Raw genomic sequence first — 25,486 nt, forward strand, 5'->3', positions numbered from 1 at the left:
GGTGGCAGCGCCGGGTGTCCTGCCTGAAAAGCGTGAGCAACACTACAGAACCTCAGGAAAACCTCAAGTAACGATCTGGATTCAAAGGTTCCTGTATTCGTACGCCTCCGATTCACTGGACCGGCTCGAACACCCCGGGTGGAGCCCGTACACCGCTCGTACGGGAGACACCCCCACGCGGCGCAAAGGAAATCCGTTCCATGACTTCGCAGCCGACCCTGACGAAGGCCGAAAACGGCCCCGGAGGTCCCGGCGATCCCGGTACCGGCCTCCAGGCGGGCCTCAAGAACCGCCATCTCTCGATGATCGCCATTGGCGGTGTCATCGGAGCCGGACTGTTCGTCGGTTCCAGCTCCGGCATCGCCACCGCCGGGCCCGGCATCCTTCTCTCCTACGCTCTCGTCGGCACGCTCGTGGTGCTGGTGATGCGGATGCTCGGGGAGATGTCCGCGGCCAACCCGACCTCCGGGTCGTTCTCCGCGCACGCCGACCGCGCGCTCGGCCCCTGGGCCGGGTTCAGCATCGGCTGGCTGTACTGGTTCTTCTGGGTCGTCGTGCTCGCCGTGGAGGCCACCGCGGGCGCCGCGATCCTCGAGTCCTGGATTCCCGCCGTTCCGCAGTGGGGCTGGGCGCTCATCGTGATGGTGGTGCTGACCGCCACCAACCTCGTCTCCGTCGGCTCCTACGGCGAGTTCGAGTTCTGGTTCGCCGGCATCAAGGTCTTCGCCATCGGTGCCTTCATCGTGGTGGGCGGGCTCGCCGTGTTCGGCGTGCTGCCCGGCGCCGACAGTGAGAAGGCCGGGCTCGGCAACCTCGTGGACCACGGCGGCTTTCTGCCGAACGGGCCCGGCGCCATCCTCACCGGTGTGCTGCTCGTCGTCTTCTCCTTCATGGGCAGTGAGATCGCGACCCTCGCGGCGGGTGAGTCGGAGGATCCGCAGCGGGCCGTCACGAAGTCGACCAACAGCATCATCTGGCGCATCGCCGTCTTCTACCTCGGGTCGATCTTCGTCGTCGTCTCGCTGCTGCCCTGGAACGACCCCTCCATCAAGGAGAAGGGCTCCTACGTCGCCGCCCTCGACTCCCTCGGCATCGCGCACGCCGGTCAGATCATGAACTTCATCGTCCTGACCTCCGTGCTGTCCTGCCTCAACTCCGGGCTGTACACCGCCTCCCGCATGGCCTTCTCGCTGGGGCAGCGCGGGGACGCGCCGAAGGCGTTCGCCCGGACGACGTCCCGTGGCGTGCCGATGGCGGCGATCATCGCCTCCGTGGTGTTCGGGTTCGTCGCCGTCTTCTTCAACTACAGGTTCCCGGACTCCGTCTTCCTCTTCCTGGTCAACTCCAGTGGCGCCGTCGCCCTGTTCGTCTGGCTCGTCATCTGCTTCTCGCAGCTGCGCATGCGGAAGATCATCCAGGCCGAGGCACCGGAGAAGCTGGTCGTGCGGATGTGGCTGTACCCGTACCTGACCTGGGCCACCGCCGCGCTGATCGTCTTCGTCCTCGCCTACATGCTGACCGACACGGAGCACGACGGGCGCGAGACCGTGCTGCTGTCACTGCTCGTCGCGGCCGTCGTCCTCGTGATCGCCTTCGTGAAGGAGATGGTGAAGGGGAAGGGGCAGGGTGACAGCGGGCAGGACGCCGTCCTGGAGGACGCCGTCAAGTAGTCCCGGCGCGGTCCCGTCAGTCCCGTAGTCCCGTAGTCCCGTAGTCCCGTAGTCCGGAAGAAGGGGCCTGCGTTCGCAGGTCCCTTCTTCCATGTCGCGGCGTCGCAGCACCGTGAAGCTGTCCTTCACCGTCCCGTACGTGCGCGGTGCCGTCGTCTCGGGCTCCGCCGCGCACCAGGTGGTGATCCGGTACGACTTGCCGCCCTGTCCTCGACGGTGGGGGACGCGCTGTGCGGGTCCGGGGTCGGGACGGTGGCGGACGGCTGGGGCGAGGAGGCCGCCCGGTCGTCGCCGTCGCCGGATCCGGGGCGCGGCGCGAGCACGATCGCGACGGCTGCGGCCACCACCAGGGCCACGGCTGCCGCGGCGGCCGTCAGGGTCGTGCGGCGGGCGGTGCGGGCGCGGGTCCCGCGGGGAGTGGGGTCGGGGGGGCGATCCCGGGCGGCGCGGGTCCCGTGGTCCCGGCGCTTCGGGTGCGGGGAACGCCACGGGGCGGGGCCGACTCCAGGTCGGTGAGGCAGGCGCGCACCGTCGGCTCCTTCTCCAGGAGGGCGGCCAGGCGCGCAACGGTCCTGGGGCGGGCGGGAGTTCGGGTTCCTCGTAGAGCGCCGCGTGCAGGGTCGCCAGGGTCATGTGGTGGGAGGAGGGCGAGTGGCCGGCCCGGGCCGCGCGGAGGGTGGCGCCCAGGGACCACACGTCGGAGGGCGGGCCCTGCGGACGGCCGGAGATGCGCTCGGGAGCCATGTAGTCGGGCGAGCCGACCAACGAGCGAGGATCGGGCGGACGGGAAATTGGGAGCCGGGAGCCGGGAGACCGGGAGCCGGGAGACCGGGAGCCGGGAGACCGGGAGCCGGGAGACCGGGAGTAGGGAAGCCGGGAGCCGGGCGACCGCGTGGCGCGGCTTCATGACGCGGAAACGCGGAAGAGGTCCGCCGGGGTCGAGGTGCACACGACCCCGGCGAACCTCTTCGGTGCCGGCCGGCGTCGGGGGATCAGCGGTTGGCGAACTTCCAGGCGGTGGGCAGCAGGCCCATCGCCAGGGCCGCCTTGAGCGCGTCACCGATCAGGAAGGGGGTGAGGCCGGCCGCGATCGCGGCGGAGGCGGAGATGTCGGCGGCGTAGGCCAGGTAGGGGACGCCGACGGCGTAGATGATCGCCTCGCCCACCAGCATCGCGCCCGCCATGCGCCACACGCTGCGGTCCGCGCCGCGGCGGGCCAGGGCGCCGACCACGGTGGAGGCGAGGATCATGCCCAGGATGTAGCCGAAGGAGACGGCGGTCGCGCCGGAGGTGCCCTGCGCGAACCACGGGACGCCCGCGACGCCCGCCACGGCGTAGACCGCGAGGGCGAAGAAGCCGCGCTGTGCGCCCAGGGTCGTGCCGACGAGCAGCGCGGCGAAGGTCTGGCCGGTCACCGGCACCGGGGAGCCGGGAACGGGCACCGAGAGCTGGGCGGCGAGGCCGGTGAGCGCGGCACCGCCGAGCACGAGCGCGACGTCCCGGACACGGGACGCCGGGAGGAGGTCGGCGAGGACCTGTCCTGGGCGGACGGGGGTGGCGGCGGCGGTGCTCATGGGGACTCCGCGGGGTCGGGGCGGGACGGGACACCGCGACGCTATCCCAGGGGGCTCGGGACGATCACCGTCAGTGGTCGACAAACGGTCCTTCGCGGGCTTGGTGGTCTCCCGACAAAGAAGGGTGGTTACACACGGTACGGCGTGACACTGGTCACTGAGGTGACGTGGTTCCTGATACGGGGACGGGGTGACGGGCGTCTGTAGGGTTCCACCAATCGGGACGACCGGGCCGCCGTAACCGGGCGACGACGCTGGGTGCCGGACGCGTCCGGATGGTGGGCAGTCTCTCCGTCCTCGCGGAAGGGCTGTCCAGACTGTGGGCGTTTTTGCCCTCTCACGCATTGGACGAGCCGCGCCCATGCCCAGTACCACCCAGGTCGAGTCGCCGCCCCACGAGGACGCCGCCGCCTCCCTGTCCCACGGCCTCAAACAGCGCCACCTGTCGATGATCGCCCTCGGCGGCGTCATCGGCGCGGGTCTCTTCGTCGGGTCCGGCGCGGGCATCGCCGCCGCCGGTCCCTCGATCGTCCTCGCCTACGCCCTCTCCGGTCTCCTCGTGATGCTGGTGATGCGGATGCTGGGCGAGATGTCGGCCGCGTATCCGTCCTCGGGCTCCTTCTCCGCGCACGCCGAGCGCGCCATCGGACCGTGGGCGGGCTTCACCGCGGGCTGGTCCTTCTGGGTCCTGCTCTGCACGGCCGTCGGCCTGGAGGGCATCGGCGCCGCGAAGATCGTCACCGGCTGGCTGCCGGGCACGCCCGAGTGGGCCTGGGTGGCGCTGTTCATGGTCGTCTTCTGCGCGACGAACCTGGCCGCCGTGAAGAACTTCGGCGAGTTCGAGTTCTGGTTCGCGGCCCTGAAGGTCGGCGCGATCACGCTGTTCCTGGTGCTCGGCGTGCTGGCCGTCGCCGGGCTCCTGCCCGGCACGGACTCCCCGGGCACCTCGCACCTCACCGACTTCCTCCCGAACGGCGGCGAGGGCCTGGTCGTCGGCCTCCTCGCCTCCGTCTTCGCCTACGGCGGCCTGGAGACCGTCACCATCGCCGCGGCCGAGTCGGAGAACCCGGTGCGCGGCGTGGCGAGCGCGGTCCGTACGGCGATGTGGCGCATCGCGCTGTTCTACATCGGCTCGATGGCGGTCATCGTCACCCTCGTCCCCTGGGACTCCGAGGCGGTCGTGGAGAAGGGCCCGTACGTCGCCGCCCTCGACCAGCTCGGCATCCCGGGCGCCGGCCAGCTGATGAACGTGGTCGTCCTGGCCGCGCTGCTGTCCGCGATGAACGCCAACATCTACGGCTCCTCGCGCATCGCCTACTCCCTGGTGGAGCGGGGGCAGGGCCCGAAGGCGCTGGGCCGGGTGTCGGGCGGGGTGCCGAGGATCGCGGTCCTCGCCTCCTGCGTCTTCGGCTTCGTCTGCGTGGTGCTCAGCTACTGGCGGCCCGACGACGTCTTCCCCTGGCTGCTGAACATGATCGGCGCGGTCATCCTGGTCGTCTGGATCTTCATCGCCGTCTCGCAGCTGCGGCTGCGCGGCCGGCTGGAGCGCGAGGCGCCCGGGAAGCTCGTCGTGCGGATGTGGGCGTTCCCGGTGCTGACGTGGGTCGCGCTGGCCGGCATGGCGGCGATCTTCGTCCTGATGGCCCGGGAGCCCGACACGCGCGTGCAGTTGTACTCGACGGGCGGGATGACGCTGTTGCTGGCGGTCGTCGGATACGCCTGGCAGAGGGCGCGCACCAGGGCCTGAGCCTCCGTTCGCCCGGGCCCGAGGCCCGCACGTGATCACACGTGGGGGCCTCCTTCTTGCCCGCACCCGGCTTCTTGTTGCTAGCCTGCACCTGCAAGCTCTTTGCAATAAGAGGTTCGGAGGGGAACCCCCATGCCCGTCTACACGCTTCCCGAGCTGCCGTACGACTACGCGGCGCTCGCCCCCGTGATCAGCCCCGAGATCATCGAGCTGCACCACGACAAGCACCACGCGGCCTATGTGAAGGGCGCCAACGACACGCTGGAGCAGCTCGCGGAGGCACGGGACAAGGAGCAGTGGGGGTCGGTCAACGGCCTGGAGAAGAACCTGGCCTTCCACCTGTCCGGGCACATCCTGCACAGCATCTACTGGCACAACATGACCGGCGAGGGCGGCGGCGAGCCCCTCGCGGCGGACGGTGTCGGAGAGCTGGCGGACGCGATCACCGAGTCCTTCGGGTCCTTCGCGCACTTCAAGGCGCAGCTCTCGAAGGCCGCCGCGACCACCCAGGGCTCCGGCTGGGGCGTCCTCGCCTACGAGCCGCTCAGCGGCCACCTGATCGTCGAGCAGGTCTACGACCACCAGGGCAACGTCGGTCAGGGTTCCACCCCGATCCTCGTCTTCGACGCCTGGGAGCACGCCTTCTACCTCCAGTACCGCAACCAGAAGGTCGACTTCGTCGAGGCGATGTGGGAGGTCGTCAACTGGCAGGACGTCGCACGGCGCTACGAGGCCGCGAAGTCGCGTGCGGACGTGCTGCTGCTGGCGCCCTGAACTCCCCGTGAAGCGTCCCGCCTCGTGATCGTCTTCTCACCCTTCACGACGGCGGGCGAGCACGGTACGGCCCCGTGCGTGCGGTGCCCCTCCGGGGGGCCGACGCGCGGGGCCGTACCCATGGGCGCGCTCGGCAAAAAGCCCCACTCGACGAAAAAACCCCGCTCGACGAAAAGTCTCGCTCGCCGAAAAGCCGCGCTCGACGGAAGCCCCGTTCAACGAAAAGCCGCGCTCGGCAAAAAGAAAGGCAAGGAGGTCACCCACTCCTTGCCACTCTCAACGTATAGCGCACCAGGGGCCTTGCGGCAAGACCGGGGTCCTCCTGCAGAATCTCCGACCGAGGCCGGAAGCTGCGGAAATCAGGGATTCGCGAAATACGTGCGCCTTTCGCGGCGTATGGGTGCCGCGGGCGTCGAAACCGAGGAGCAGCCGGCCGAAACGCGACCGTGTCGAAATGGGGGGTTCTGATGATTGACGTGATTGTCGCCGGTGGTGGACCGACGGGGTTGATGCTGGCCGGCGAGTTGCGGCTGCACGGCGTGCACGTGGTCGTGCTGGAGAGGGAGACGGCGCCGACCGGGCTCTCCCGCGCGCTCGGTCTGCACGCGCGCAGCGTCGAGATGATGGACCAGCGCGGTCTGCTGGAGCGGTTCCTCGCGCGCGGCCAGCGGTTCGCGACCGGCGGCTTCTTCGCCGGCATCGGCAGGACGTGGCCCGACCGGCTGGACACCGCGCACTCGTACGTCCTCGCCATCCCGCAGGCGGTCACCGAGCGGCTGCTGACCGAGCACGCCACCGAGCTCGGCGCCGAGATCCGGCGCGGCTGCGAACTGGTCGGGCTGAGCCAGGACGAACACGGGGTGACCGCCGGGCTGGCCGACGGCACGCGGCTGCGCTCGCGCTACCTCGTGGGCTGTGACGGCGGCCGCAGCACGGTGCGCAAGCTGCTCGGCGTCGGCTTCCCCGGCGAGCCCGCCAGGACCGAGACGCTGCTGGGCGAGGTGGAGGTGGCCGTGCCGCCGGAGACGCTGGCCGCCGTGGTGGCCGAAGTCCGCAAGACGCATCTGCGGTTCGGCACCATGCCCATGGGGGACGGGGTGTACCGCGTCATCGTGCCCGCGGAGGGGCTGGCCGAGGACCGCACGGTCCCGCCGACCTTCGAGGAGTTCCAGCAGCGGCTGCGGGTGCTGGCCGGCACCGACTTCGGCGTGCACTCACCACGCCGGCTCTCCCGGTTCGGCGACGCCACCCGGCTGGCCGAGCGCTACCGCGTCGGCCGGGTGCTGCTGGCCGGCGACGCGGCGCACATCCACCCGCCGACCGGCGGGCAGGGGCTCAACCTGGGCGTCCAGGACGCGTTCAACCTCGGCTGGAAACTGGCCGCCGAGGTGGGCGGCTGGGCACCGGAGGGACTGCTGGACAGCTACCACGCCGAACGGCACCCGGTGGCCGCCGACGTACTGGACAACACCCGCGCGCAGATGGAGTTGCTGTCCCCCGAGCCGGGTCCCCGGGCGGTGCGCCGGCTGGTGTCGGAGCTGATGGACTTCGAGGAGGTGAACCGGTACCTGATCGAGAAGATCAGTGGGATCGGGGTCCGCTACGACGTCGGCGAGGGTCACGAGCTGCTCGGCCGGCGGTTGCGGGACGTGGGGCTCAAGCGGGGGCGCCTCTACGCGCTGATGCACGGCGGCCGCGGGCTGCTGCTCGACCAGACCGGCCGGCTGTCGGTGGCGGGCTGGTCGGACCGGGTCGACCACGTCGTCGACGTCAGCGAGGAGCTGGACGTGCCCGCGGTGCTGCTGCGGCCGGACGGTCACGTGGTGTGGGCCGGTGAGGACCAGCAGGATCTGCTCGGCCGGCTGCCCCAGTGGTTCGGCGCCGCCGTCGGCTGAGCGCACGCGCGGGCTCGCGAGGGCGGGACCCGTCTCCGGCGGTTCCCTTGATCCGGGGATGGGGATGACGTGGGCGACGACGCCGAGGTCGGCCGCCCGGCGTCGGGGAACCGGCGCCCGCCCGCCCGCTCGACCAGACAGCGGATGCTGCCGGCGAGGGGGCGAGGGGGTGCGCCGATGTTCCTACGGCTCGCAGGGCACGTTCAGTGACACCAGCGCCGTGCTCGACCCCTCCATACGGATCTCGCTCACGGCGGCGTTGCGCAGCCGGGGGAAGACCCGGCGGTAGTGCTCGACGGGATCGACAGCAGTCGGCACAGGGCCGGCCGCAGCACGGTGTTGTGGCCGACGACCAGGACGCGCCCGCCCTCGTGGCCGGCGGCGATCCGGCGCAGGGCGGCGGTGCCGCGGGCAGCGGCGGTCCGCGGGTCCTCCGCCTCCGGGAAGGGGTGCCCGACCGGGTCCGCCCGGAAGGCCTCGGCCCGCCGCGGGTCCGTCACGGCGAACTCGGCGAGCGTGCGGCCCTCGACGACCCCGAAGTCGCACTCCCGCAGGGCGGGTTCGCGCCGTGCGGTGAGGCCGAAGGCCCGGCAGGCGGGCTCGGCGGTGGCGACGGCACGGGAGAGGGTGGACGTCCAGACCGCGTCCACGGGATGGGCGGCGGCCCAGCGGCCGAGCGCCTCCGCCCGGGCTCGGCCCCGCTCCGTGAGGGCCACGTCGGTCAGTCCCGCGTAGCGGTTCTCGGCGTGCCGCACGGTCTCCCCGTGCCGGGCCAGCAGCAGGGTCGTCCGTGTACGGATCGTCGCCGCGAACCGCTCGTCCCCGGTCTCGCCGGTCTCGCCGGTCACGTCGGTCTCGCCGAGCTCCCCGGTCTCGTCGGTCACGTCGGTCACGTCGGTCCGGCCGTTCCCCACGGTCCTCACAGCGCCCCCCAATGTCGGCCAACCGTCTGTCGCAGGGGCGGATACGTCGTACCGGCCGGTCCGGCTCACCGTCGCGGACGTTTCACAGGTTGGGCCGCGCCGGCGTGGGGGCGGGGGCGCCGGAGGTGATCCCGCCGTCCCGCCCCGCCCGGGAACGGGGGGAACGCGTCGGGCTTACAGGTTGCTGAAGTCGGGACCCTTGGTGCGGGTCCGCTTGATCTCGTAGAAGCCCGGGACCGAGGCGACCGCGAGGGCGCCGTCCCAGAGGCGGGCGGCCTCCTCGCCCTTGGGGGCCGGGGTGACGACCGGGCCGAAGAAGGCGATCTGCTCGCCGTCGGGGCCGGGGACGGCGATGACCGGGGTGCCGACGTCCTGGCCGACCTTCTCGATGCCCTCCTTGTGGGAGGCGCGCAGCTCGGCGTCGAACTCGAAGTCCTCCTGGTCGGCGTAGTCGATGAGGTCGGCGGGCAGACCGACGTCCGCGAGCGCGCCGGCCATCGCCTCCGGGGTGGGGCCCTCGCCGTTGTTGTGGAAGCGGGTGCCGAGCGCCGTGTAGAGCGGGCCGAGGACGTCGGCGCCGTGCTTCTGCCAGGCGGCGGTCACCACCCGGACCGGCTGCCAGGCCTTGGTGGCGAGCATGTCGCGGTACTCCTCGGGCAGCTCGTCGAGCTTGTCCTCGTTGAGGACGGCGAGGCTCATCACATGCCAGCGGACCTCGATGTCACGGACCTTCTCCACCTCCAGCACCCAACGGGACGTCATCCAGGCCCAGGGGCACAGCGGGTCGAACCAGAAGTCGACGGGGGTCTTCTCCGACATGTCTCTCCTCAAGGCGAACCGTTTCCCCGGTGAACACCACCGTCCGTGCAGGTCATTCCCCGCTGTCCGGCGTCAGGGGCGCGTGGCAGGATCGGTCCTGTCCGGCGCCATCCGCCACACCCTGAGGGAGTACCGCCCGTGCCTGGTGAGAACCTGTCCCGCGACGAGGCCCGGGAGCGGGCCGCCCTGCTGTCCGTCGACGGGTACGACGTGTCGCTCGACGTGCGTTCGGCCGTGGGCGACCAGGCCGGGGACGGTCCCCGCACCTTCCGCTCGGTCACCACGATCCGCTTCCGCTGCAACGAGCCGGGCGCCTCCAGTTTCGCCGACCTCATCGCCCCGACGGTGACCGCCGTCACCCTCAACGGCCGTGATCTGGACCCCGGTGAGGTCTTCGACGGCTCCCGGATCCTGCTGGAGGACCTCGCCGCCGAGAACGAGCTGGTCGTCGACGCCCAGTGCGCCTACTCCCGCACGGGCGAGGGCCTGCACCGCTTCCTCGACCCCGAGGACGGCGAGGTCTACCTCTACACGCAGTACGAGCCGGCCGACTCCCGCCGGGTCTTCGCCAACTTCGAGCAGCCCGACCTCAAGGCCCCGTTCCGCTTCGAGGTGCGGGCGCCCGAGGAGTGGGTGGTGTGGAGCAACGGCACCGGCGAGCGGACGGACGGGGTGTGGCGGTTCGCCGAGACGAAGCCGGTCCCGACGTACATCACGTGCGTGGTGGCGGGGCCCTACCACTACGTCACGGACTCCTACGAGCGGGTGTTCGAGGACGGGACGCGGCTGGAGATCCCGCTCGGCGCCCTGTGCCGCAAGGGCCTCGCGCCGCACTTCGACGCCGACGACGTCTTCCTGGTCACCAAGCAGGGCCTGGACTTCTTCCACGACCACGTCGACTACCCCTACCCCTTCGGGAAGTACGACCAGGCGTTCGTGCCCGAGTACAACCTGGGCGCGATGGAGAACCCGGGTCTGGTGACCTTCCGGGAGGAGTACATCTTCCGGGGCAAGGTGACACAGGCCTCCTACGAGGCGCGGGCCAACGTGATCCTGCACGAGATGGCGCACATGTGGTTCGGCGACCTGGTCACCATGGAGTGGTGGGACGACCTGTGGCTGAAGGAGTCCTTCGCGGACTTCATGGGCACCTTCTCCCTGGTCGGCGCGACCCGCTTCACCGACGGCTGGATCACCTTCGCCAACCGTCGCAAGGCGTGGGCCTACCGCGCCGACCAGCTCCCCTCCACCCACCCGATCACCGCCGACATCCGCGACCTCCAGGACGCCAAGCTCAACTTCGACGGCATCACCTACGCCAAGGGCGCCTCCGTCCTGAAGCAGCTGGTCGCGTACGTCGGGCAGGACGCGTTCCTGGAGGGCGCCCGCCGCTACTTCAAGCGGCACGCCTACGGCAACACCCGCCTCGGTGACCTGCTGTCCGTCCTCGCGGAGACCAGCGGCCGGGACATGGGCGCGTGGGCGCGGTCCTGGCTCCAGACGGCCGGCGTGAACTCGCTCACCCCGCAGGTGCTGCTGGACGCGCGGGGCCGGGTCGAGGAGCTGTCGGTGCTCCAGGAGGCGCCGGAGTCGCACCCCGAGCTGCGGCCGCACCGGGTGGCGATCGGGCTGTACCGCCTGGAGGACGGCCGGCTGGTGCGCTACGCGCGCGCCGAGGCGGACGTCGACGGGCCGCGCACGGTCGTGACGGAGCTGGCGGGCGCGGAGGCGCCGGAGCTGGTCCTGGTCAACGACGAGGACCTGACGTACTGCAAGATCCGTTTCGACGAGACCTCGCTGGAGACGCTGCGGGACCACCTCGGCTCGGTGGCCGACCCGCTCGCCCGCGCCCTGTGCTGGTCCGCGCTGTGGAACCTGACCCGGGACGCGCTGCTGCCCGCGCGGGACTTCGTGGACCTGGTGCTGCGGTTCGCCGGGCGCGAGTCCGACATCGGGGTGCTCCAGATGCTGCACGCGTGGGCGCAGTCGGCACTGGTGCACTACGCGGCGCCGCAGTGGCGGCCGGTGGGTGAGCGGCTGCTGGCGGAGGGCGCGCTGGCGGAGCTGCGGGCGGCCGGGCCGGGCAGCGAGCACCAGCTGGCGTGGGCGCGGTTCCTGGCGTCGGTGGCGTCGTCCGAGGAGGACCTCGCGCTGCTGCGGGGGCTGCTGGAGGGGAGCGCGAAGATCGACGGGCTGGAGGTGGACCAGGAGCTGCGCTGGGCGCTCCTGGAGCCGCTGGCCGCGCACGGCGTGGCGGACGAGGGCGTGCTCGCCGCCGAGCTGGCCCGCGACGACACCGCGTCCGGCAAGCGCCACCAGGTGCGCTGTCTCGCGGCCCGCCCCTCGGCGGCGGTCAAGGCACAGGCCTGGGCGCAGCTCGTCGAGTCGGACGCGCTGTCCAACGCGCTGGTCGAGGCGACGATCGCGGGCTTCGCGCAGTCCTCGCAGCGGGAGCTGCTCGCGCCGTACGCGCCGAGGTACTTCGAGGTGATCGGGCGGATCTGGGAGCAGCGGTCGATCCAGATCGCGATGAGCGTGGTCAAGGGCCTGTTCCCGTCCCTCCAGGACTCCCCCGGGACGCTGGAGGCCACGGACGCCTGGCTCGCGGCGCACGAGTCGGCGCCGCCGGCCCTGCGGCGGCTGGTCCTGGAGGCGCGGGACGACCTGGCGCGGGGGCTGCGCGGGCAGGCGTGCGACGCGGCGGCCGACGCCGGCTGACCCCCAGATCTTTGGCCTGAGCTCCGGCGGACGGTGACCGTTACGGAATTCGGGCAATCGTGCCCGTAACCCCTGGCGCCCATGCGATGGACCAGGGGTTTTCGGCGCCTACTCGGGATCCGAACACCCGTCCTTTAGGACGAGCTTGTCCGGATGTGTCGACGGATGTGTAACAGCGGTTAAGGGCCGGATCCGGCGCGGGAATCTGCCGTTCATGAACCACAACACCCCGCTCCCCCCGGCCACTCCCCGCCCCGTGCGTCGCCTCTCGGACGTACAGCGCCGCGTGATGACGGCGGCCCAGCTCCGCTCGCACGGCGTCTCGTCCGCCGAGACCGGCGAGCAGTGCCGGCCCGGCGGCCCCTGGCAGCAGATCCTGCCGGGGGTGTACCTGCTCCACCCGGGCCCGCCGACCAGCGAGGAGCGGCTGCACGCGGTGCTGCTGTACGCGGCGCGCGGGGTGTCGGCGTCCGGGGTGCCGCTCCAGCCGGGCGCCGCGGAACCGCACCGGCCGGTGTACGAGGAGGCGATGATCACCGGGCTCGCGGCCCTCACCCTGCACGGCTTCACCTCCGCGCCCCCGCTGCTCTCCCTGGAGCGGATCGACGTCCTGGTCCCCCGGCTGCGCCGACTGCGCTCGACGGGCTGCGCGCACGTCGTCCGTACCTCCGCGCTGCCGGCCGCCCACCAGGTGACGGGGATTCCGGTGACCCCGGTGCCGCGCGCGCTGGCCGACGCGGTGGCCCAGATGACGGACGCGGGGGCGGTACGGCGGCTGCTGTCGGAGGCGGTGCGCGGAGGCCACTGCGAACCGGCCGCCGTGGTGCGGGAGTTGAACAACGCGAAGCTGCTGAGCCGCCCGCAGGTGGTGGACGCGGTGGACTCGCTGCTCGCCGAGGGCCGGGCGATCACCGAGAACCGCCTGTACACGATGGTCCGCGAGTACGGTCTGCCGGACCCGATGTGGAACGTCGACCTGCGCCTGCCGGGCGGCCCGCACCTGGGGGGCCTGGACGCGTACTGGCCGGAGCAGGCGGTGGGGGTGGAACTGGACACCCGGGCACCCCGTCAGGACGACGACACCCTCTGGTCGGAGTACGCGCGCAAGCGCGAGCACATGGAGCGGCTCGGCATCACGGTCGTGTACATCACGCCCAAGAAGCTCCGGGACGCGATGGAACAGCAGGCGACGGTGGTGCGTACGGCGCTGATGGCCTCCGGCGACCGAGATCCGGCCGCGTATGTCATGGTGCTGCCCCGGTAGTGACGAACCGGGGACGGCATCAGGAGGGGAGAGGAGGGGCCGCGCGGGTCGGATCCGGCGGCCCCTCCCCGTGCGGATGGCCCGCTGCCGGCCTTCCCCCGCTCCCCCTACGACTCCGGCGGCACGGACACCCGGCCGTTCACCGGCCGTTCCCGCCACAGCCGCAGCGCCACGTCGACCAGCCGCACCCGGGTCAGAGCGGACACGGCGTCCAGGTCGTGCCAGGCGGCCATGTCGGTGGAGCCGTCGACCTCGTTGCGCAGTTCACCGCCGACGACCCGCCCCTCGTAGACGATCCGGACACCGTGATGGTCCCGGGGCCCGCGCAGGCCCTCGCGGCGAAAGGTGCGGCGGAAGGAGTCCACCCCGAGGAGGCCGGAAACCTCGATGCGGTAGCCGGTCTCCTCCTCGAGTTCGCGCACGACGGTGTCGTGGGGATCCTCGCCGTGCTCCATGCCGCCACCCGGCAGCACCCACTCGGGGGTGCCGTCGGGCGCGGGCGAGCGGGCGAGCAGGAGCCGGCCGTCACGGACACAGACGGCGTAGGCCGCCACCCTCAAGTTCTTGCGCACAGCAGGACGTTAACGGCCGGGCACCGGATCGGCAGGTGAGTATTCGGGGCGCGGGACGGCGCAGGGGGTGCGCGGAGGGAGGTCACGGAGACCCGGGTGGCCCTGTGGACGACCTGACGAGTATTTGAGGGATGTACGGCCCCAACGGGCGACTTGCCCGGTTCGACTCCGTTGCCCGCATAAGTCATCGCGGGTTTTCCCCATACATGCATATCGATTCGGTCAACTCTCCCCAAACATCAGTCCCTTAGGTAAAGCTGTGCGGTCGTCCGGGATCGCATTCCGGACGCTCGCGATCAGGGCAGGAACGGCCCGGTCGCGTAACGCTCGTTCCTTTACCAACAAGGGATGCCGATGACCCACACCCCCCAGCGCGAACCCGTATCGGGCGCAAGACGCGCGGCACGCATAGCCGTGGCCGCGGGTCTGGTGGCCGCGCTGTCCGCGGCCGGGCCGATACCGATGGCCTTCTCCGCCGACCAGACCCCGGCCTCCGCCGACCCCGGCGTGAAGTCCTCCGCCGACAAGCTCGGTTCCGACGACGCCGACCTCCTCGCCGACGCCAAGGCCGCCGGCGACAAGAACGTCACGCTGATGGTCGCGACCGCCCCGGGCAGCACCGAGCAGGTCGCCGACGAGCTGGACGCGGTCAAGGGCGGTTCCGTGGGCCGCTCCTACGACAAGCTCGGCTACGTCCGGGCCACCGTCCCGACGGCCAAGGCCGACGCGGCCATCGCCGCCGCGGCGAAGCTCTCCTCCGTGCACGCGATCGACCTGCGGCAGGAGATCGTCCTCGACGACCCGACGCCGAGCGCGGACACCGCGAAGGGTGCCCGGACCACCACGACGGCGACGACGTACCCGGCTCCCGGCAGGAAGACGCCCGCCGAGAACCCGTACAACCCATCCTTCGAGACGGGTGCCGTCGACTTCGTCGAGGACCACCCGAAGGCCGACGGCCGCGGCGTCACCATCGGCGTCATCGACTCGGGTGTGGACCTGGGTCACCCGGCGCTGCAGAAGACCACCACCGGCGAGCGCAAGATCGTCGACTGGGTGACGGCGACCGACCCGATCGTCGACAGCGACGGCACCTGGCGGCGGATGACCAACCCGGTCAGCGGCCCATCCTTCACCTTCGGGGGCGCGTCCTGGAAGGCGCCCGAGGGCGGCTACCAGGTCAACCTGTTCCGCGAGTCGGTCACCGCCGGCGGCGACGCCAAGGGCGACGCCAACCGCGACGGCGACACCACCGACGTCTGGGGTCTGCTGTACGACCCGGCCGCCGGCACCGTCCGCGTGGACCTGAACAACAACTTCGACTTCACCGACGACACGCCGATGAAGCCGTACAAGAACGGTTTCCAGATCGGTTACTTCGGCACCGACGACCCGGCCACCGACGTCGTCGAGCGACAGCCGTTCGTCGTGGAGATCCGCAAGGACGTGCCGACCGACCCGTACGGCGGCGAATGGGTCGGTAAGACGGCCGACTTCGTCAACGTCGGCGTCATCGAGTCCGAGCACGGCACCCACGTGGCCGGCATCACCGCCGCCAACGGCCTGTTCGGCGGGAAGATGAACGGCGCGGCCCCCGGCGCGAAGGTCGTCTCCTCCCGTGCCTGCACCTGGAGCGGCGGCTGCACCAACGTCGCGCTCACCGAGGGCATGATCGATCTCGTCGTCAACCGCGGCGTCGACATCGTCAACATGTCGATCGGCGGCCTGCCGGCGCTGAACGACGGCAACAACGCGCGCGCCGAGCTGTACACCCGCCTCATCGACACCTACGGCGTCCAGCTCGTGATCTCCGCGGGCAACGAGGGCCCCGGCGCCAACACCATCGGCGACCCCGCCCTGGCCGACAAGGTCATCTCGGTCGGCGCGGCCATCTCCAAGGAGACCTGGGCCGCCAACTACGGCTCACAGGTGAAGAAGAAGTACGCGCTGCTGCCCTTCTCCTCGCGCGGCCCGCGTGAGGACGGCGGCTTCACGCCGACCCTCGTCGCCCCGGGCGCCGCGATCAACACCATCCAGACCTGGCTGCCGGGCGCCCCGGTCGCCGAGGCGGGCTACACGCTGCCGGCCGGCTACGCGATGCTCCAGGGCACCTCGATGGCCTCCCCGCAGGCCGCGGGCGCCTCGGCGCTGCTGCTGAGTGCCGCCAAGCAGAAGGGCATCGAGCTGACGCCCGCCACCCTGCGCACGGCGCTCACCTCGACCGCCGACCACATCAAGGGCCTCCAGGCCTACGAGGAGGGCGCGGGCGCCATCAACATCGTGGACGCCTGGGACGCCATCGAGGACGGCGCCACCGCCCACGACTACACGGTCAAGGCCCCGGTCGACACCGCGATCGACTTCGCGCTGAAGACCCCGGGCTTCGGTACCGGCGTCTACGACCGCGAGGGCGGCCTCAAGGCCGGCCAGAAGAAGACGTACGACGTCACCATCACCCGTACGTCCGGCGCCGACAAGGCGGTCCGCCACGAGCTGCACCTGGAGAACAACGCGGCCGGCACCTTCAGGATCCTCGGTTCGGACGAGGTGAAGCTGCCGCTGAACAAGCCGGTGACCGTCAAGGTCCAGGCCGCGCCGAAGTCCGCGGGCATCAAGAGCGCGATCCTCGAGGTCGACGACCCGAAGACCGAGGGCATCGACAAGCAGATCCTCAACACGGTCGTCGTCTCGACGCCGGTGGCGCACACCTTCTCCGCGAAGAACACCGTGCAGCGCAACAGCTCGCAGCACTACTTCGTGACCGTGCCCGAGGGCGCCACGTCCCTCGAGGTCGCGATGAGCGGGCTGAAGGACAAGAGCCAGACCCGGTTCATCTCCATCCACCCGTACGGTGTCGCCGTCGAGGACAGCGCCACCATCTACTGCTACAACAACTACCTCGACGGCAACGGCTGCAAGCCGGACACCCGCTCCTACGCCGACCCGCAGCCGGGCGTCTGGGAGATCGAGGTCGAGTCGCGGCGTACCTCGCCGCTGCTCGACAACCCGTACAAGCTGGACGTCACCGTGTACGGCGCGGCCTTCGACCCGGCGACCGTGACCGTGCCCGAGGCGAAGGTCGGCACCCCGGCCGCCGTCTCCTGGAAGGTGACGAACGAGTTCGCCGCCATCGACGGCAAGCTGGCGGGCGGCCCGCTCGGCTCGTCCAAGACCGCCCGTCCGACGATCAAGGACCACGAGAACCAGACGACCACGGTCGAGGTGCCCGCGGGCGCCACGTCGCTGGACGTCTCCATCGGCGGGGTCTCGGACGCCTCCGCCGACCTGGACCTGACGGTGTACGACGCGGCCGGCAACCAGGTCGCGCAGCAGGCCGACGGTGACTCGGAGGAGGCGGTCTCCATCCCGTCGCCCGCCGCCGGCACCTACACCATCGAGGTCGCGGGCTACGCGGTCCCGGCCGGCTCCACCGAGTACGACTACCTGGACGTGTTCTTCTCGTCCGGGCTCGGCACGGTCGCGGTCGACGAGTCCACGCCGGTGAAGCTGGCCACGGGCGCCACGGCGTCGGTCTCCGCGACCGTCACCGCCCTGGCCCCCGCGCCGGCGGGCCGCGCCTTCTTCGGCCAGGTCCAGCTGGTCAACGCACGCGGCACGGTCGCGGGCATCGGCAACGTGGCCATCGAGAAGGTCACGCCGTAGCACCTCACCGAGCATCGGGGGCGGGCGTCCGTACGGGCGCCCGCCCCTCGCTCATTCGCAGGTGACACCCTCCGTCTGGGGTGTCGCCCGGGCGATCGCCGACCGCTCGGCGGCGATGTCGGCCGCGCCGACGGCCCAGACGTCCGGGGACGCCGACCCCTGCGCCAGGCCGACCAGGACGTGGTCGCCCTCGGCGAGGAGCGGGTCCATGTCCTCCTCCATCACGAAGTCGACCTCGGGCGCCGCCTGCTGCTCCGGCTTGTACGAGCGGGTGACGCGCAGGGTGACGCGCTCCCGGGTGGTGCCCGGCACCCGTTCGACGTCCGTCACATCGCCCTCGACGACGAGCCGGGCCTCACAGGCGAGGTAGCCGGGATCGCCGAGAGGGCTGTCGCCGGCCGCGCCCGACGCCGCCGCCCTCTCGTCGGCCGCCGCGCCGTCGTCGGCGCTCTTGGACGCCCCGATGTCGGCCGCGCCCCCGCCCGCCCGGACGATCAGCCAGCCGGCCCCGACGACCAGGGCACCCGCGGCGGCGACGCCGACGGTGCGCAGGGCGAGGGGCAGCAGACGACGCCGGGGCGGGCGGACCGGCCGTACGGCCGCGGGCCGGGCGGGATGCGGGAGGGGCTGCCGCGCGGGCTCCGTGAGGGCGTCCGCGATGACGCCCAGCTGCTCGCGCAGCAGCGCCACGTCGGCCGTCGCCGCGCGGTGGCCGGCCATGAAGAGGGGATCGGCGCGGGCCTCCTCGGACAGGGGGGCGTCCAGGATGGCGGCCATCAGCGCGTCCATGCCCTCGTGGCCGTCGCGGCTGTCATGACCGTCACGGCTGTCATGACCGTCGCGGCTGTCATGACCGTCGCTGCCCTCGTACCGGTCGTGGCCTTCGCGCCTGTCGCGGCCGTCGCGGCCGTCGTGCGTCTCGTGTTCGTGTCCGGCGGGCACGTCACACCACCTCGTCCTCGTGCAGGCGGGCGCGCAGGGCCCGGACCGCCGTGTGCAGGCGGCTCTTCACCGTGCCCTCGGGGACGCCCAGCTCCTGGGCGATGGAGCGCACCGGCAGGTCGGCGTAGAAACGCAGGACGAGCACCTGCCGCTGGGCGTCGGGCAGCTCGTCCAGGCCCTGGGCGACGGCGAGGGAGAGCACGCTGGTGTCCTCGCCGGAGGGGTGCTCGTGCTGGCGCAGCGAGGCCAGCCGCTCGCCGAGGCGCTCCTGGCGCCGTTTGGCCCGGTGCCAGTCCATGGCGAGGTTGGAGGCGACGACCGCCGCCCACGCGGAGACGTCCCGCGGCGCCTCGTGCCCCCTCGCCGCGCGCTCCAGCAACCGCAGGCGGACCTGCTGCACCCCGTCCGGCAGGTCCGCCTGCGGCACACCGCCCAGCGCGAGCACCGCCCGCACCCGGCGTTCCTGCACCGCGTCCAGAGGATCACCGTGTGCGTCCCCCTGGGCGCGGCGGGCCGCCTTTCTGCGCAGCACGGACACCCCTCCCCTCCCCGCGTTTCCCCTATGACGCCGGGACGGACGGAAACGTTCGACACGAATCCGGGAAAGGGCTGCGAGGCGTACGTCACACCGCTCGGCGGGGCAGCACAGCTTGCGGCACGGAGCGGCCCCGGGGCGAATTCCTCCAGCTCAGCGGGGGCGGGAACGGCAGTTCCGCAACCGTTGATCGCGGTGCGACGTCCCAGCCCTCGGGCATGGCGCCCAAAGAATTGGACAGGCGGGCCGGGGTCGGCCGCATGATGGAAGAGCCTCGGCCAGGCAATACGCACGTAACGAGACAGAGGAGTCGCCGTGAGGGTCGGAATCGTCGGAGCCACCGGTCAGGTCGGCACGGTCATGCGCAGGATCCTCAAGGAGCGGAACTTCCCGGTCACCGAGCTGCGCCTGTTCGCCTCGGCCCGCTCCGCGGGGAGCGTGCTGGACGACGTGACGGTGGAGGACGCGGCGACCGCCGACTACACCGGCCTGGACATCGTGCTGTTCTCCGCGGGCGGCGCGACCTCGAAGGCGCTGGCCGAGAAGGTCGCCTCGCAGGGCGCGGTCGTGATCGACAACTCCTCCGCCTGGCGCCGGGACCCGGAGGTGCCGCTGGTCGTCTCCGAGGTGAACCCGCACGCGATCGTGAACCGCCCCAAGGGCATCATCGCCAACCCGAACTGCACGACGATGGCCGCGATGCCGGTGCTGAAGCCGCTGCACGCGGAGGCGGGCCTGGAAGCCCTCGTCGTCGCCACCTACCAGGCGGTGTCGGGCTCCGGCCTCGCGGGCGTCGCGGAGCTGCACGGCCAGGCGCAGAAGGTGATCGCCGACGCCGACCGGCTCACCCACGACGGCGAGGCCGTCGACTACCCGGAGCCGCAGGTCTACCAGCGGCCCATCGCCTTCAACGTCGTGCCGCTCGCGGGCTCGATCGTCGACGACGGTCTGAACGAGACGGACGAGGAGCAGAAGCTCCGCAACGAGTCCCGCAAGATCCTGGAGATCCCCGAGCTGAAGGTCTCCGGCACCTGCGTGCGCGTCCCGGTCTTCTCCGGCCACTCCCTCCAGGTCAACGCCCGCTTCGCCCGCCCGATCAGCGCCGCGCGCGCGACGGAGCTGCTCGCGGACGCCGAGGGCGTCGTCCTCACCGACATCCCGACCCCGCTCCAGGCGGCCGGCAAGGACCCGTCGTACGTGGGCCGCATCCGCGAGGACGAGACCGTGGAGAACGGCCTCGCCCTGTTCGTCTCCAACGACAACCTCCGCAAGGGCGCGGCCCTGAACGCGGTGCAGATCGCGGAGCTGGTGGCGGCCGAGCTGAAGGGTCAGTCCCGCCCGACCTCGTAGAGGAAGCAGCCGTACTCGACGGCCCGGACGTGGAGGAGTGCCACGGCCGGGTCGTCGAACGCTTCCCGGAAGGCCTCCGCGAGGCCCTCGGCCGAGGTGTCCTCGACGAGCCGGCCGCCCAGGATGCGGCCCTCGGCGCAGTAGCGGCGGACCGTGCGGTGCGCGCCGGTGAAGGGCGGGGCGGCGCCGGCCGGGCCCGGACAGGGGTCGGCGTGGACGAAGACGGGGCCCTGTTCGTCGTAGGCGCCGGGGTCGGTGCCGGTCTCGGCCGCCCAGCGGCGCAGCGGCGCGTACGAGACGAGGGCGATGCGCTCCCCCGGCGTGCTGCGGCGCAGGCAGCAGCGCAGCGGGGCGCCGCCCTCGGCGTCGGTGAAAGGGGTGGTGGGGCGGCCGGCGTCGTCGGTGACGCGGAGTTCCGTCAGGGCGGCCGGCGCGATGGGGCGTGCGGAGCACGTCGTGGTCGGGTGTCGGAGATCGGTCATGGGCCCCAGGTTCACGCGCGGCGCCCCGGCCCCACCGGCGGTTTCCGGACCTCGTGCTCGCGCGCGACGGGGGCGCCCGGTGTCACACCGGGCGCCCCCGTCGTCGTACGGCGTACGGCTTACCGTGCGTCGGCCGCCTGGGCCCGCAGGGCGCGCTCGACGCCCGCGCGGGACTCGGAGACGAGGCGGCGCAGGGCCGCGTTCGGCTCGGCGGAGGTCAGCCAGGCGTCGGTCTTGCGCAGGGTCTCCTCGGAGACCTGGATCGCCGGGTAGAGGCCGACCGCGATCTGCTGGGCGATCTCGTGCGAGCGGGACTCCCAGATGTCCTTCACGACGTCGAAGTACGCGTCCGTGTACGACGCGAGCAGCTCACGCTGGTCGGTCTGGACGAAGCCGCTGATCACGGCCTCCTGGACGGCGTTGGGCAGCTTGTCGGACTCGACGACCTGCGCCCACGCCTCCGCCTTGGCCTCCGGCGTCGGGCGGGCGGCGCGGGCGGTCGCCGCGTGGCGCTCACCGGCGGCCGTCTTGTCGCGCTCGTACTCGGCGGCGATCTCCGTCTCGTCGAACCGGCCGACCGCCGCGAGCCGCTGCACGAACGCCCAGCGCAGCTCGGTGTCGACGACGAGGCCCTCGATCGTCTGCGAGCCGTCCAGCAGCGCCTCCAGGAGGTCCAGCTGCTCGGGGGTGCGGGCCGTGGCCGCGAACGCGCGCGCCCACGCCAGCTGGTGGTCGCTGCCCGCGTCGGCGGACCGCAGGTGGGCCAGCGTCGCGTCGGTCCAGCGGGTCAGCAGGGCCTCGCGGGCGGTCGGGTCGGCGTACAGGTCGACGGCGAGCTTGACCTGGCGGTGCAGGGACTGCACGACGCCGATGTCGGACTCCTTGCCGATGCCGGACAGCACCAGGGACAGGTAGTCGCGGGTGGGCAGTTCGGCGTCCCGGGTCATGTCCCAGGCCGAGGCCCAGCACAGGGCGCGCGGCAGGGACGCCTCGAAGTCGCCGAGGTGCTCGGTGACGAAGGCGAGGGACTTCTCGTCGAGGCGGACCTTGGCGTACGACAGGTCGTCGTCGTTGAGCAGCACGACGTCCGGCCGGCGCCTGCCGGCCAGCTGCGGTACGGCCGTCAGCTCGCCGTCGACGTCCAGCTCGACGCGCTCCCCGCGCACCAGCTTGCCGCTGTCGCCGTCCAGGTCGTAGAGGCCGACGGCGATGCGGTGCGGACGCAGGGTCGGCTCGCCCTTGGCGCCGGCGGGCAGGGCCGGGGCCTGCTGGCGGATCGCGAAGGAGGTGATGACGCCGTCGTCGTCGGTCTCGATCTCGGGACGGAGGACGTTGATGCCCGCCGTCTCCAGCCACGCCTTCGACCAGGCCTTCAGATCGCGGCCGGAGGTCTCCTCCAGGGCGCCGAGGAGGTCGGAGAGGCGGGTGTTGCCGTAGGCGTGGCGCTTGAAGTACGCCTGGACGCCCTTGAAGAACTCGTCCATGCCGACGTAGGCGACGAGCTGCTTCAGGACGCTGGCGCCCTTGGCGTAGGTGATGCCGTCGAAGTTGACGAGGACGTCGTCCAGGTCGCGGATCTCGGCCATGATCGGGTGGGTGGACGGCAGCTGGTCCTGCCGGTAGGCCCACGTCTTCATGGAGTTGGCGAAGGTGGTCCAGGAGTGCGGCCAGCGGCTGTCGGGGGCGTAGGCCTGGCAGGCGATGGAGGTGTACGTGGCGAACGACTCGTTCAGCCACAGGTCGTTCCACCACTCCATGGTGACCAGGTCGCCGAACCACATGTGGGCCAGCTCGTGCAGGATGGTCTCCGCGCGCAGCTCGTACGCGGCGTCGGTCACCTTGGACCGGAAGACGTACTGGTCGCGGATGGTGACGGCGCCCGCGTTCTCCATCGCGCCCGCGTTGAACTCCGGCACGAACAACTGGTCGTACTTCTTGAACGGGTACGGGTAGTCGAACTTCTCCTGGAACCAGTCGAAGCCCTGCCGGGTGACCTCGAAGATCGCGTCCGAGTCGAGGAACTCGGCGAGCGAGGGACGGCAGTAGATGCCGAGGGGAACCGACTGCCCGTCCTTCTCGTACACGCTGTGCACCGAGTGGTACGGGCCGACGATGAGCGCGGTGATGTACGTCGAGATCCGGGGCGTCGGCTCGAAGACCCAGACGTCGTCCTTGGGCTCGGGCGTCGGGGAGTTGGAGATGACGGTCCAGCCGCTCGGCGCCTTCACCGTGAACTGGAAGGTGGCCTTCAGGTCGGGCTGCTCGAAGGAGGCGAAGACGCGGCGGGCGTCCGGCACCTCGAACTGCGTGTAGAGATAGGCCTGTTCGTCGACCGGGTCGACGAACCGGTGCAGGCCCTCACCGGTGTTGGTGTAGGCGCAGTCGGCGACGACCCGCAGGATGTTGCGGCCCTCGAGCAGGTTGGGCAGGGCGATCCGCGAGTCCGCGAAGACCTCGGCGGGGTCCAGGGTGTCGCCGTTGAGCGTCACCTCGTGGACGGTCGGCGCCACCAGGTCGATGAAGGACTCGGCGCCTCCCTCGGCGACGTCGAAACGCACCGTGGTCGCGGACCGGTAGGTACCGCCCTCCTGCGCGCCGGAGAGGTCGAGATCGATCTCGTACGAGTCAACGGTGAGCAGCTTCGCCCGCTGCTGCGCCTCTTCGCGAGTCAGGTTTGTGCCAGGCACGCGGTCATCTCCTCGTTATGTGTCGGTTGCGTCATCCTTCCACGCGACCCCGGCGTTGAGCGACGACCCGGTCCTCGACGCGAGGCCCCCTCGTCCGTCACCCGTCCGTCGTCTCGCGCCGCCGCGGGCCTCACCGGGGCGGCAGCCCCCGACCCCCGGCCCGTGCCCGCCCGCGCCCGTCTCCCTGAGCTCACGCGCATGAACAGGCTGGAGCGGCTACGACCCGGCCGCGCAAGCCCTGCCGGCGTTCGAACGAGCAGACCGCGTCGACTGGCGACGGACGCCCCGGCATGCGCCACCGCCGCCCGCTCGATCAGATCCGCGCGTAGGGGCGGCGTACCCGCACGGCGGGTGAACCGGGCGACGCCGGGCCGGTGCGCGGGCCGAGCTGTCCCGCCACCGTCGCGCCGAACGCCAGCGCCATGCCCGCCAGTTGCGGCGCCGTCAGCGTCTGGCCGAGGGCGGCCCAGCCGACGACCGCGGCGGTCAGCGGGGAGAGCGGGCCGAGGAAGGTGGCCTGGGTGGCGGTGAGGCGGCCGATCCCGCGGAACCAGAGCCAGTACGCGACCGCCGTGTTCGCCAGGGCCAGGTAGAGGTAGCCGCCGACGGCTCCGGTGTCCAGGGCGGGCGGGGCGCCCTCGACGAGGAGGGCGACGGGGGCGATGAGCAGGCCGCCGGCGGTGAGCTGCCAGGCGGTGAGCGCGAGGGGCCCGACCCCCTCGGGGCGGCCCCACTTCTTGGTCAGGACGGTGCCGGCCGACATCGAGGCCGTGGAGGCGAGCGCCGCCAGCACGCCGAGCGCGTCCAGCGCCCCGGCCGCCTTCAGGACGACCAGGCTGACGCCGGACGCGGCCGCGATGCCGGTCAGCAGGGTCCGGGCGGTGGGCCGCTGCCCGAGCATCAGCGCCGAGAGGCCGACGACGAGGAGCGGTCCGACCGAGCCGACGACGGCCGCCATGCCGCCGGGCAGCCGGTAGGCGGAGAGGAACAGGAGCGGGAAGAACGCGCCGATGTTCAGGGCGCCGAGCACCGCCGCCCTGCCCCACCAGAGGCCGCGCGGCAGCACCCGGGCGATCGCGAGCAGCAGCAGGCCGGCGGGCAGGGCGCGGGTCAGGGCGGTGAAGAGGGGGCGGTCGGCCGGCAGGAGCTCGGTGGTGACGGCGTAGGTGGTGCCCCATGAGACGGGGGCGAGGGCGGTGAGCAGGACGGTCGCGGGCCGTGGCATGGCCGGCACCCTTCTCCGAGGCGAGGGAGTAGCTTGGCAATAAGTAGCTTAGCGCTAAGCAACTTGCGGTCAAGCTACCTTCTTGCGGGTGACCGGAGTCCGCCGGATACTCCCCGCATGAGTGCACAGCGCAGGGATCCGGTCGACGCGATCATCGAGCAGTGGGCGGTCGAGCGGCCCGACCTCGACACCACCGCCATGGAGGTGTTCGGCCGGATCCACCGGCTCTCGCGCGCGATCGGCGACCGCATGGAGAAGGCGTACGCGTCGCTCGGGATCTCGCGCGGCGAGTTCGACGTGCTGGCCACCCTGCGCCGCTCCGGCGCGCCGTACGCCCTCTCGCCCCGCCAGTTGTCGGCGACGCTCATGCTCACCACCGGCGGGATGACGGGCCGCCTCGACAAGCTGGAACGGGCCGGACTGCTGCGCCGCTCCCCCGACCCGCACGACCGGCGGGGCCTCAGGGTGACGCTCACCGAGCAGGGGCTGGCCCTGGTCGATGAGGCGGTCGGCGCGGGTCTCGCCGTCCAGACGGAGGCGCTGTCCGCCGCCCTGGCCGGCGAGCAGGCCGGCCTGCTGGCCGGCCTGCTGCGGGAGTTGCTGCTCGCGACGGAGAAGTAGCGGCCCTCCTGGAGGGACCCTCCTG

Annotated in this window: 18 protein-coding genes and 1 pseudogene; 9 read left to right on the plus strand and 10 right to left on the minus strand. The window is 71.8% G+C overall.

The genetic code is table 11. The annotated features are described in order from the left end of the window. The first annotated feature begins 200 nt into the window (after window positions 1–200). Window positions 201–1,670 (plus strand): amino acid permease, encoded by a 1,470-nt coding sequence (locus ACF1A1_RS33285; RefSeq protein ID WP_392004905.1) that lies wholly within the window; start codon window positions 201–203, stop codon window positions 1,668–1,670. On the opposite strand, the gene ACF1A1_RS33290 is transcribed toward ACF1A1_RS33285, so the two are convergent. Further along, window positions 1,557–2,414, minus strand: coding sequence for a hypothetical protein (locus tag ACF1A1_RS33290; RefSeq protein ID WP_392005004.1), 858 nt, complete (start codon window positions 2,412–2,414; stop codon window positions 1,557–1,559). The genes ACF1A1_RS33285 and ACF1A1_RS33290 overlap by 114 nt on opposite strands. 248 nt (window positions 2,415–2,662) lie before the next feature. Beyond that, on the minus strand, window positions 2,663–3,244 hold the full coding sequence (locus tag ACF1A1_RS33295; RefSeq protein ID WP_392004907.1) for a biotin transporter BioY: 582 nt from the start codon (window positions 3,242–3,244) through the stop codon (window positions 2,663–2,665). Between the two features lie 361 nt (window positions 3,245–3,605). On the opposite strand from ACF1A1_RS33295, the gene ACF1A1_RS33300 reads away from it, so the two are divergent. The 3 genes from ACF1A1_RS33300 to rox all read left to right on the plus strand — a co-directional run bounded on the left by ACF1A1_RS33300 (window position 3,606) and on the right by rox (window position 7,660). Continuing rightward, window positions 3,606–4,991 carry an amino acid permease gene (locus ACF1A1_RS33300; RefSeq protein ID WP_392004909.1) on the plus strand — a complete coding sequence of 462 codons (1,386 nt, stop codon included), beginning with the start codon at window positions 3,606–3,608 and terminating at the stop codon, window positions 4,989–4,991. A 132-nt stretch (window positions 4,992–5,123) separates the two neighbouring features. After that, complete coding sequence (locus ACF1A1_RS33305; RefSeq protein ID WP_392004911.1) at window positions 5,124–5,765, plus strand: superoxide dismutase; 642 nt, start codon at window positions 5,124–5,126, stop codon at window positions 5,763–5,765. A gap of 467 nt (window positions 5,766–6,232) precedes the next feature. Beyond that, complete coding sequence (gene rox, locus ACF1A1_RS33310) at window positions 6,233–7,660, plus strand: rifampin monooxygenase (RefSeq protein ID WP_392004913.1); 1,428 nt, start codon at window positions 6,233–6,235, stop codon at window positions 7,658–7,660. A 183-nt stretch (window positions 7,661–7,843) separates the two neighbouring features. On the opposite strand, the pseudogene ACF1A1_RS33315 reads toward rox, so the two are convergent. Both ACF1A1_RS33315 and ACF1A1_RS33320 read right to left on the minus strand, forming a co-directional pair. Beyond that, window positions 7,844–8,460, minus strand: a pseudogene (locus tag ACF1A1_RS33315) (histidine phosphatase family protein). 297 nt (window positions 8,461–8,757) lie between these two features. Then, window positions 8,758–9,402 (minus strand): DsbA family protein, encoded by a 645-nt coding sequence (locus ACF1A1_RS33320; RefSeq protein ID WP_392004915.1) that lies wholly within the window; start codon window positions 9,400–9,402, stop codon window positions 8,758–8,760. 138 nt (window positions 9,403–9,540) lie between these two features. On the opposite strand from ACF1A1_RS33320, the gene pepN (ACF1A1_RS33325) reads away from it, so the two are divergent. Together pepN (ACF1A1_RS33325) and ACF1A1_RS33330 are read left to right on the plus strand one after the other, a co-directional pair. Then, window positions 9,541–12,120, plus strand: coding sequence for an aminopeptidase N (pepN, locus tag ACF1A1_RS33325; RefSeq protein ID WP_392004917.1), 2,580 nt, complete (start codon window positions 9,541–9,543; stop codon window positions 12,118–12,120). A 214-nt stretch (window positions 12,121–12,334) separates the two neighbouring features. Next, entirely contained in the window at window positions 12,335–13,384 is a 1,050-nt protein-coding gene (locus ACF1A1_RS33330; RefSeq protein WP_392004919.1) for a hypothetical protein, read from the plus strand. Window positions 13,385–13,491: 107 nt separating this feature from the next. Here ACF1A1_RS33330 and ACF1A1_RS33335 read toward each other — a convergent pair whose 3' ends face one another. Beyond that, a complete protein-coding gene (locus ACF1A1_RS33335) occupies window positions 13,492–13,956 on the minus strand; it encodes an NUDIX hydrolase (protein WP_392004921.1) in 465 nt (154 codons plus the stop codon). Between the two features lie 354 nt (window positions 13,957–14,310). Between ACF1A1_RS33335 and ACF1A1_RS33340 the strand changes: the two genes are divergently transcribed. Next, entirely contained in the window at window positions 14,311–17,619 is a 3,309-nt protein-coding gene (locus ACF1A1_RS33340) for a S8 family serine peptidase (protein WP_392004923.1), read from the plus strand. Between the two features lie 51 nt (window positions 17,620–17,670). Here the strand turns inward: ACF1A1_RS33340 and ACF1A1_RS33345 are convergent, their stop codons facing one another. Together ACF1A1_RS33345 and ACF1A1_RS33350 are read right to left on the minus strand one after the other, a co-directional pair. Next, on the minus strand, window positions 17,671–18,561 hold the full coding sequence (locus tag ACF1A1_RS33345) for a hypothetical protein (RefSeq protein ID WP_392004925.1): 891 nt from the start codon (window positions 18,559–18,561) through the stop codon (window positions 17,671–17,673). A 1-nt stretch (window position 18,562) separates the two neighbouring features. Continuing rightward, complete coding sequence (locus ACF1A1_RS33350) at window positions 18,563–19,093, minus strand: sigma-70 family RNA polymerase sigma factor (RefSeq protein WP_392004926.1); 531 nt, start codon at window positions 19,091–19,093, stop codon at window positions 18,563–18,565. 318 nt (window positions 19,094–19,411) lie between these two features. On the opposite strand from ACF1A1_RS33350, the gene ACF1A1_RS33355 reads away from it, so the two are divergent. Beyond that, window positions 19,412–20,446 (plus strand): aspartate-semialdehyde dehydrogenase, encoded by a 1,035-nt coding sequence (locus tag ACF1A1_RS33355; RefSeq protein ID WP_392004928.1) that lies wholly within the window; start codon window positions 19,412–19,414, stop codon window positions 20,444–20,446. Here ACF1A1_RS33355 and ACF1A1_RS33360 read toward each other — a convergent pair. The 3 genes from ACF1A1_RS33360 to ACF1A1_RS33370 form a co-directional block, all read right to left on the minus strand. Then, window positions 20,425–20,928 (minus strand): DUF1203 domain-containing protein, encoded by a 504-nt coding sequence (locus ACF1A1_RS33360; protein WP_392004930.1) that lies wholly within the window; start codon window positions 20,926–20,928, stop codon window positions 20,425–20,427. The genes ACF1A1_RS33355 and ACF1A1_RS33360 overlap by 22 nt on opposite strands. 119 nt (window positions 20,929–21,047) lie before the next feature. Beyond that, window positions 21,048–23,615, minus strand: a complete 2,568-nt coding sequence (pepN, locus tag ACF1A1_RS33365; protein ID WP_392004932.1) for an aminopeptidase N — start codon at window positions 23,613–23,615, stop codon at window positions 21,048–21,050. Between the two features lie 313 nt (window positions 23,616–23,928). After that, window positions 23,929–24,840 (minus strand): EamA family transporter, encoded by a 912-nt coding sequence (locus ACF1A1_RS33370; RefSeq protein ID WP_392004934.1) that lies wholly within the window; start codon window positions 24,838–24,840, stop codon window positions 23,929–23,931. A 117-nt stretch (window positions 24,841–24,957) separates the two neighbouring features. On the opposite strand from ACF1A1_RS33370, the gene ACF1A1_RS33375 reads away from it, so the two are divergent. Further along, window positions 24,958–25,461, plus strand: coding sequence for a MarR family winged helix-turn-helix transcriptional regulator (locus ACF1A1_RS33375; protein ID WP_392004935.1), 504 nt, complete (start codon window positions 24,958–24,960; stop codon window positions 25,459–25,461). Window positions 25,462–25,486 lie beyond the last annotated feature (25 nt).

The organism is Streptomyces sp. NPDC014995 (genome assembly GCF_043080745.1).
Taxonomy (GTDB): Bacteria; Actinomycetota; Actinomycetes; order Streptomycetales; family Streptomycetaceae; genus Streptomyces.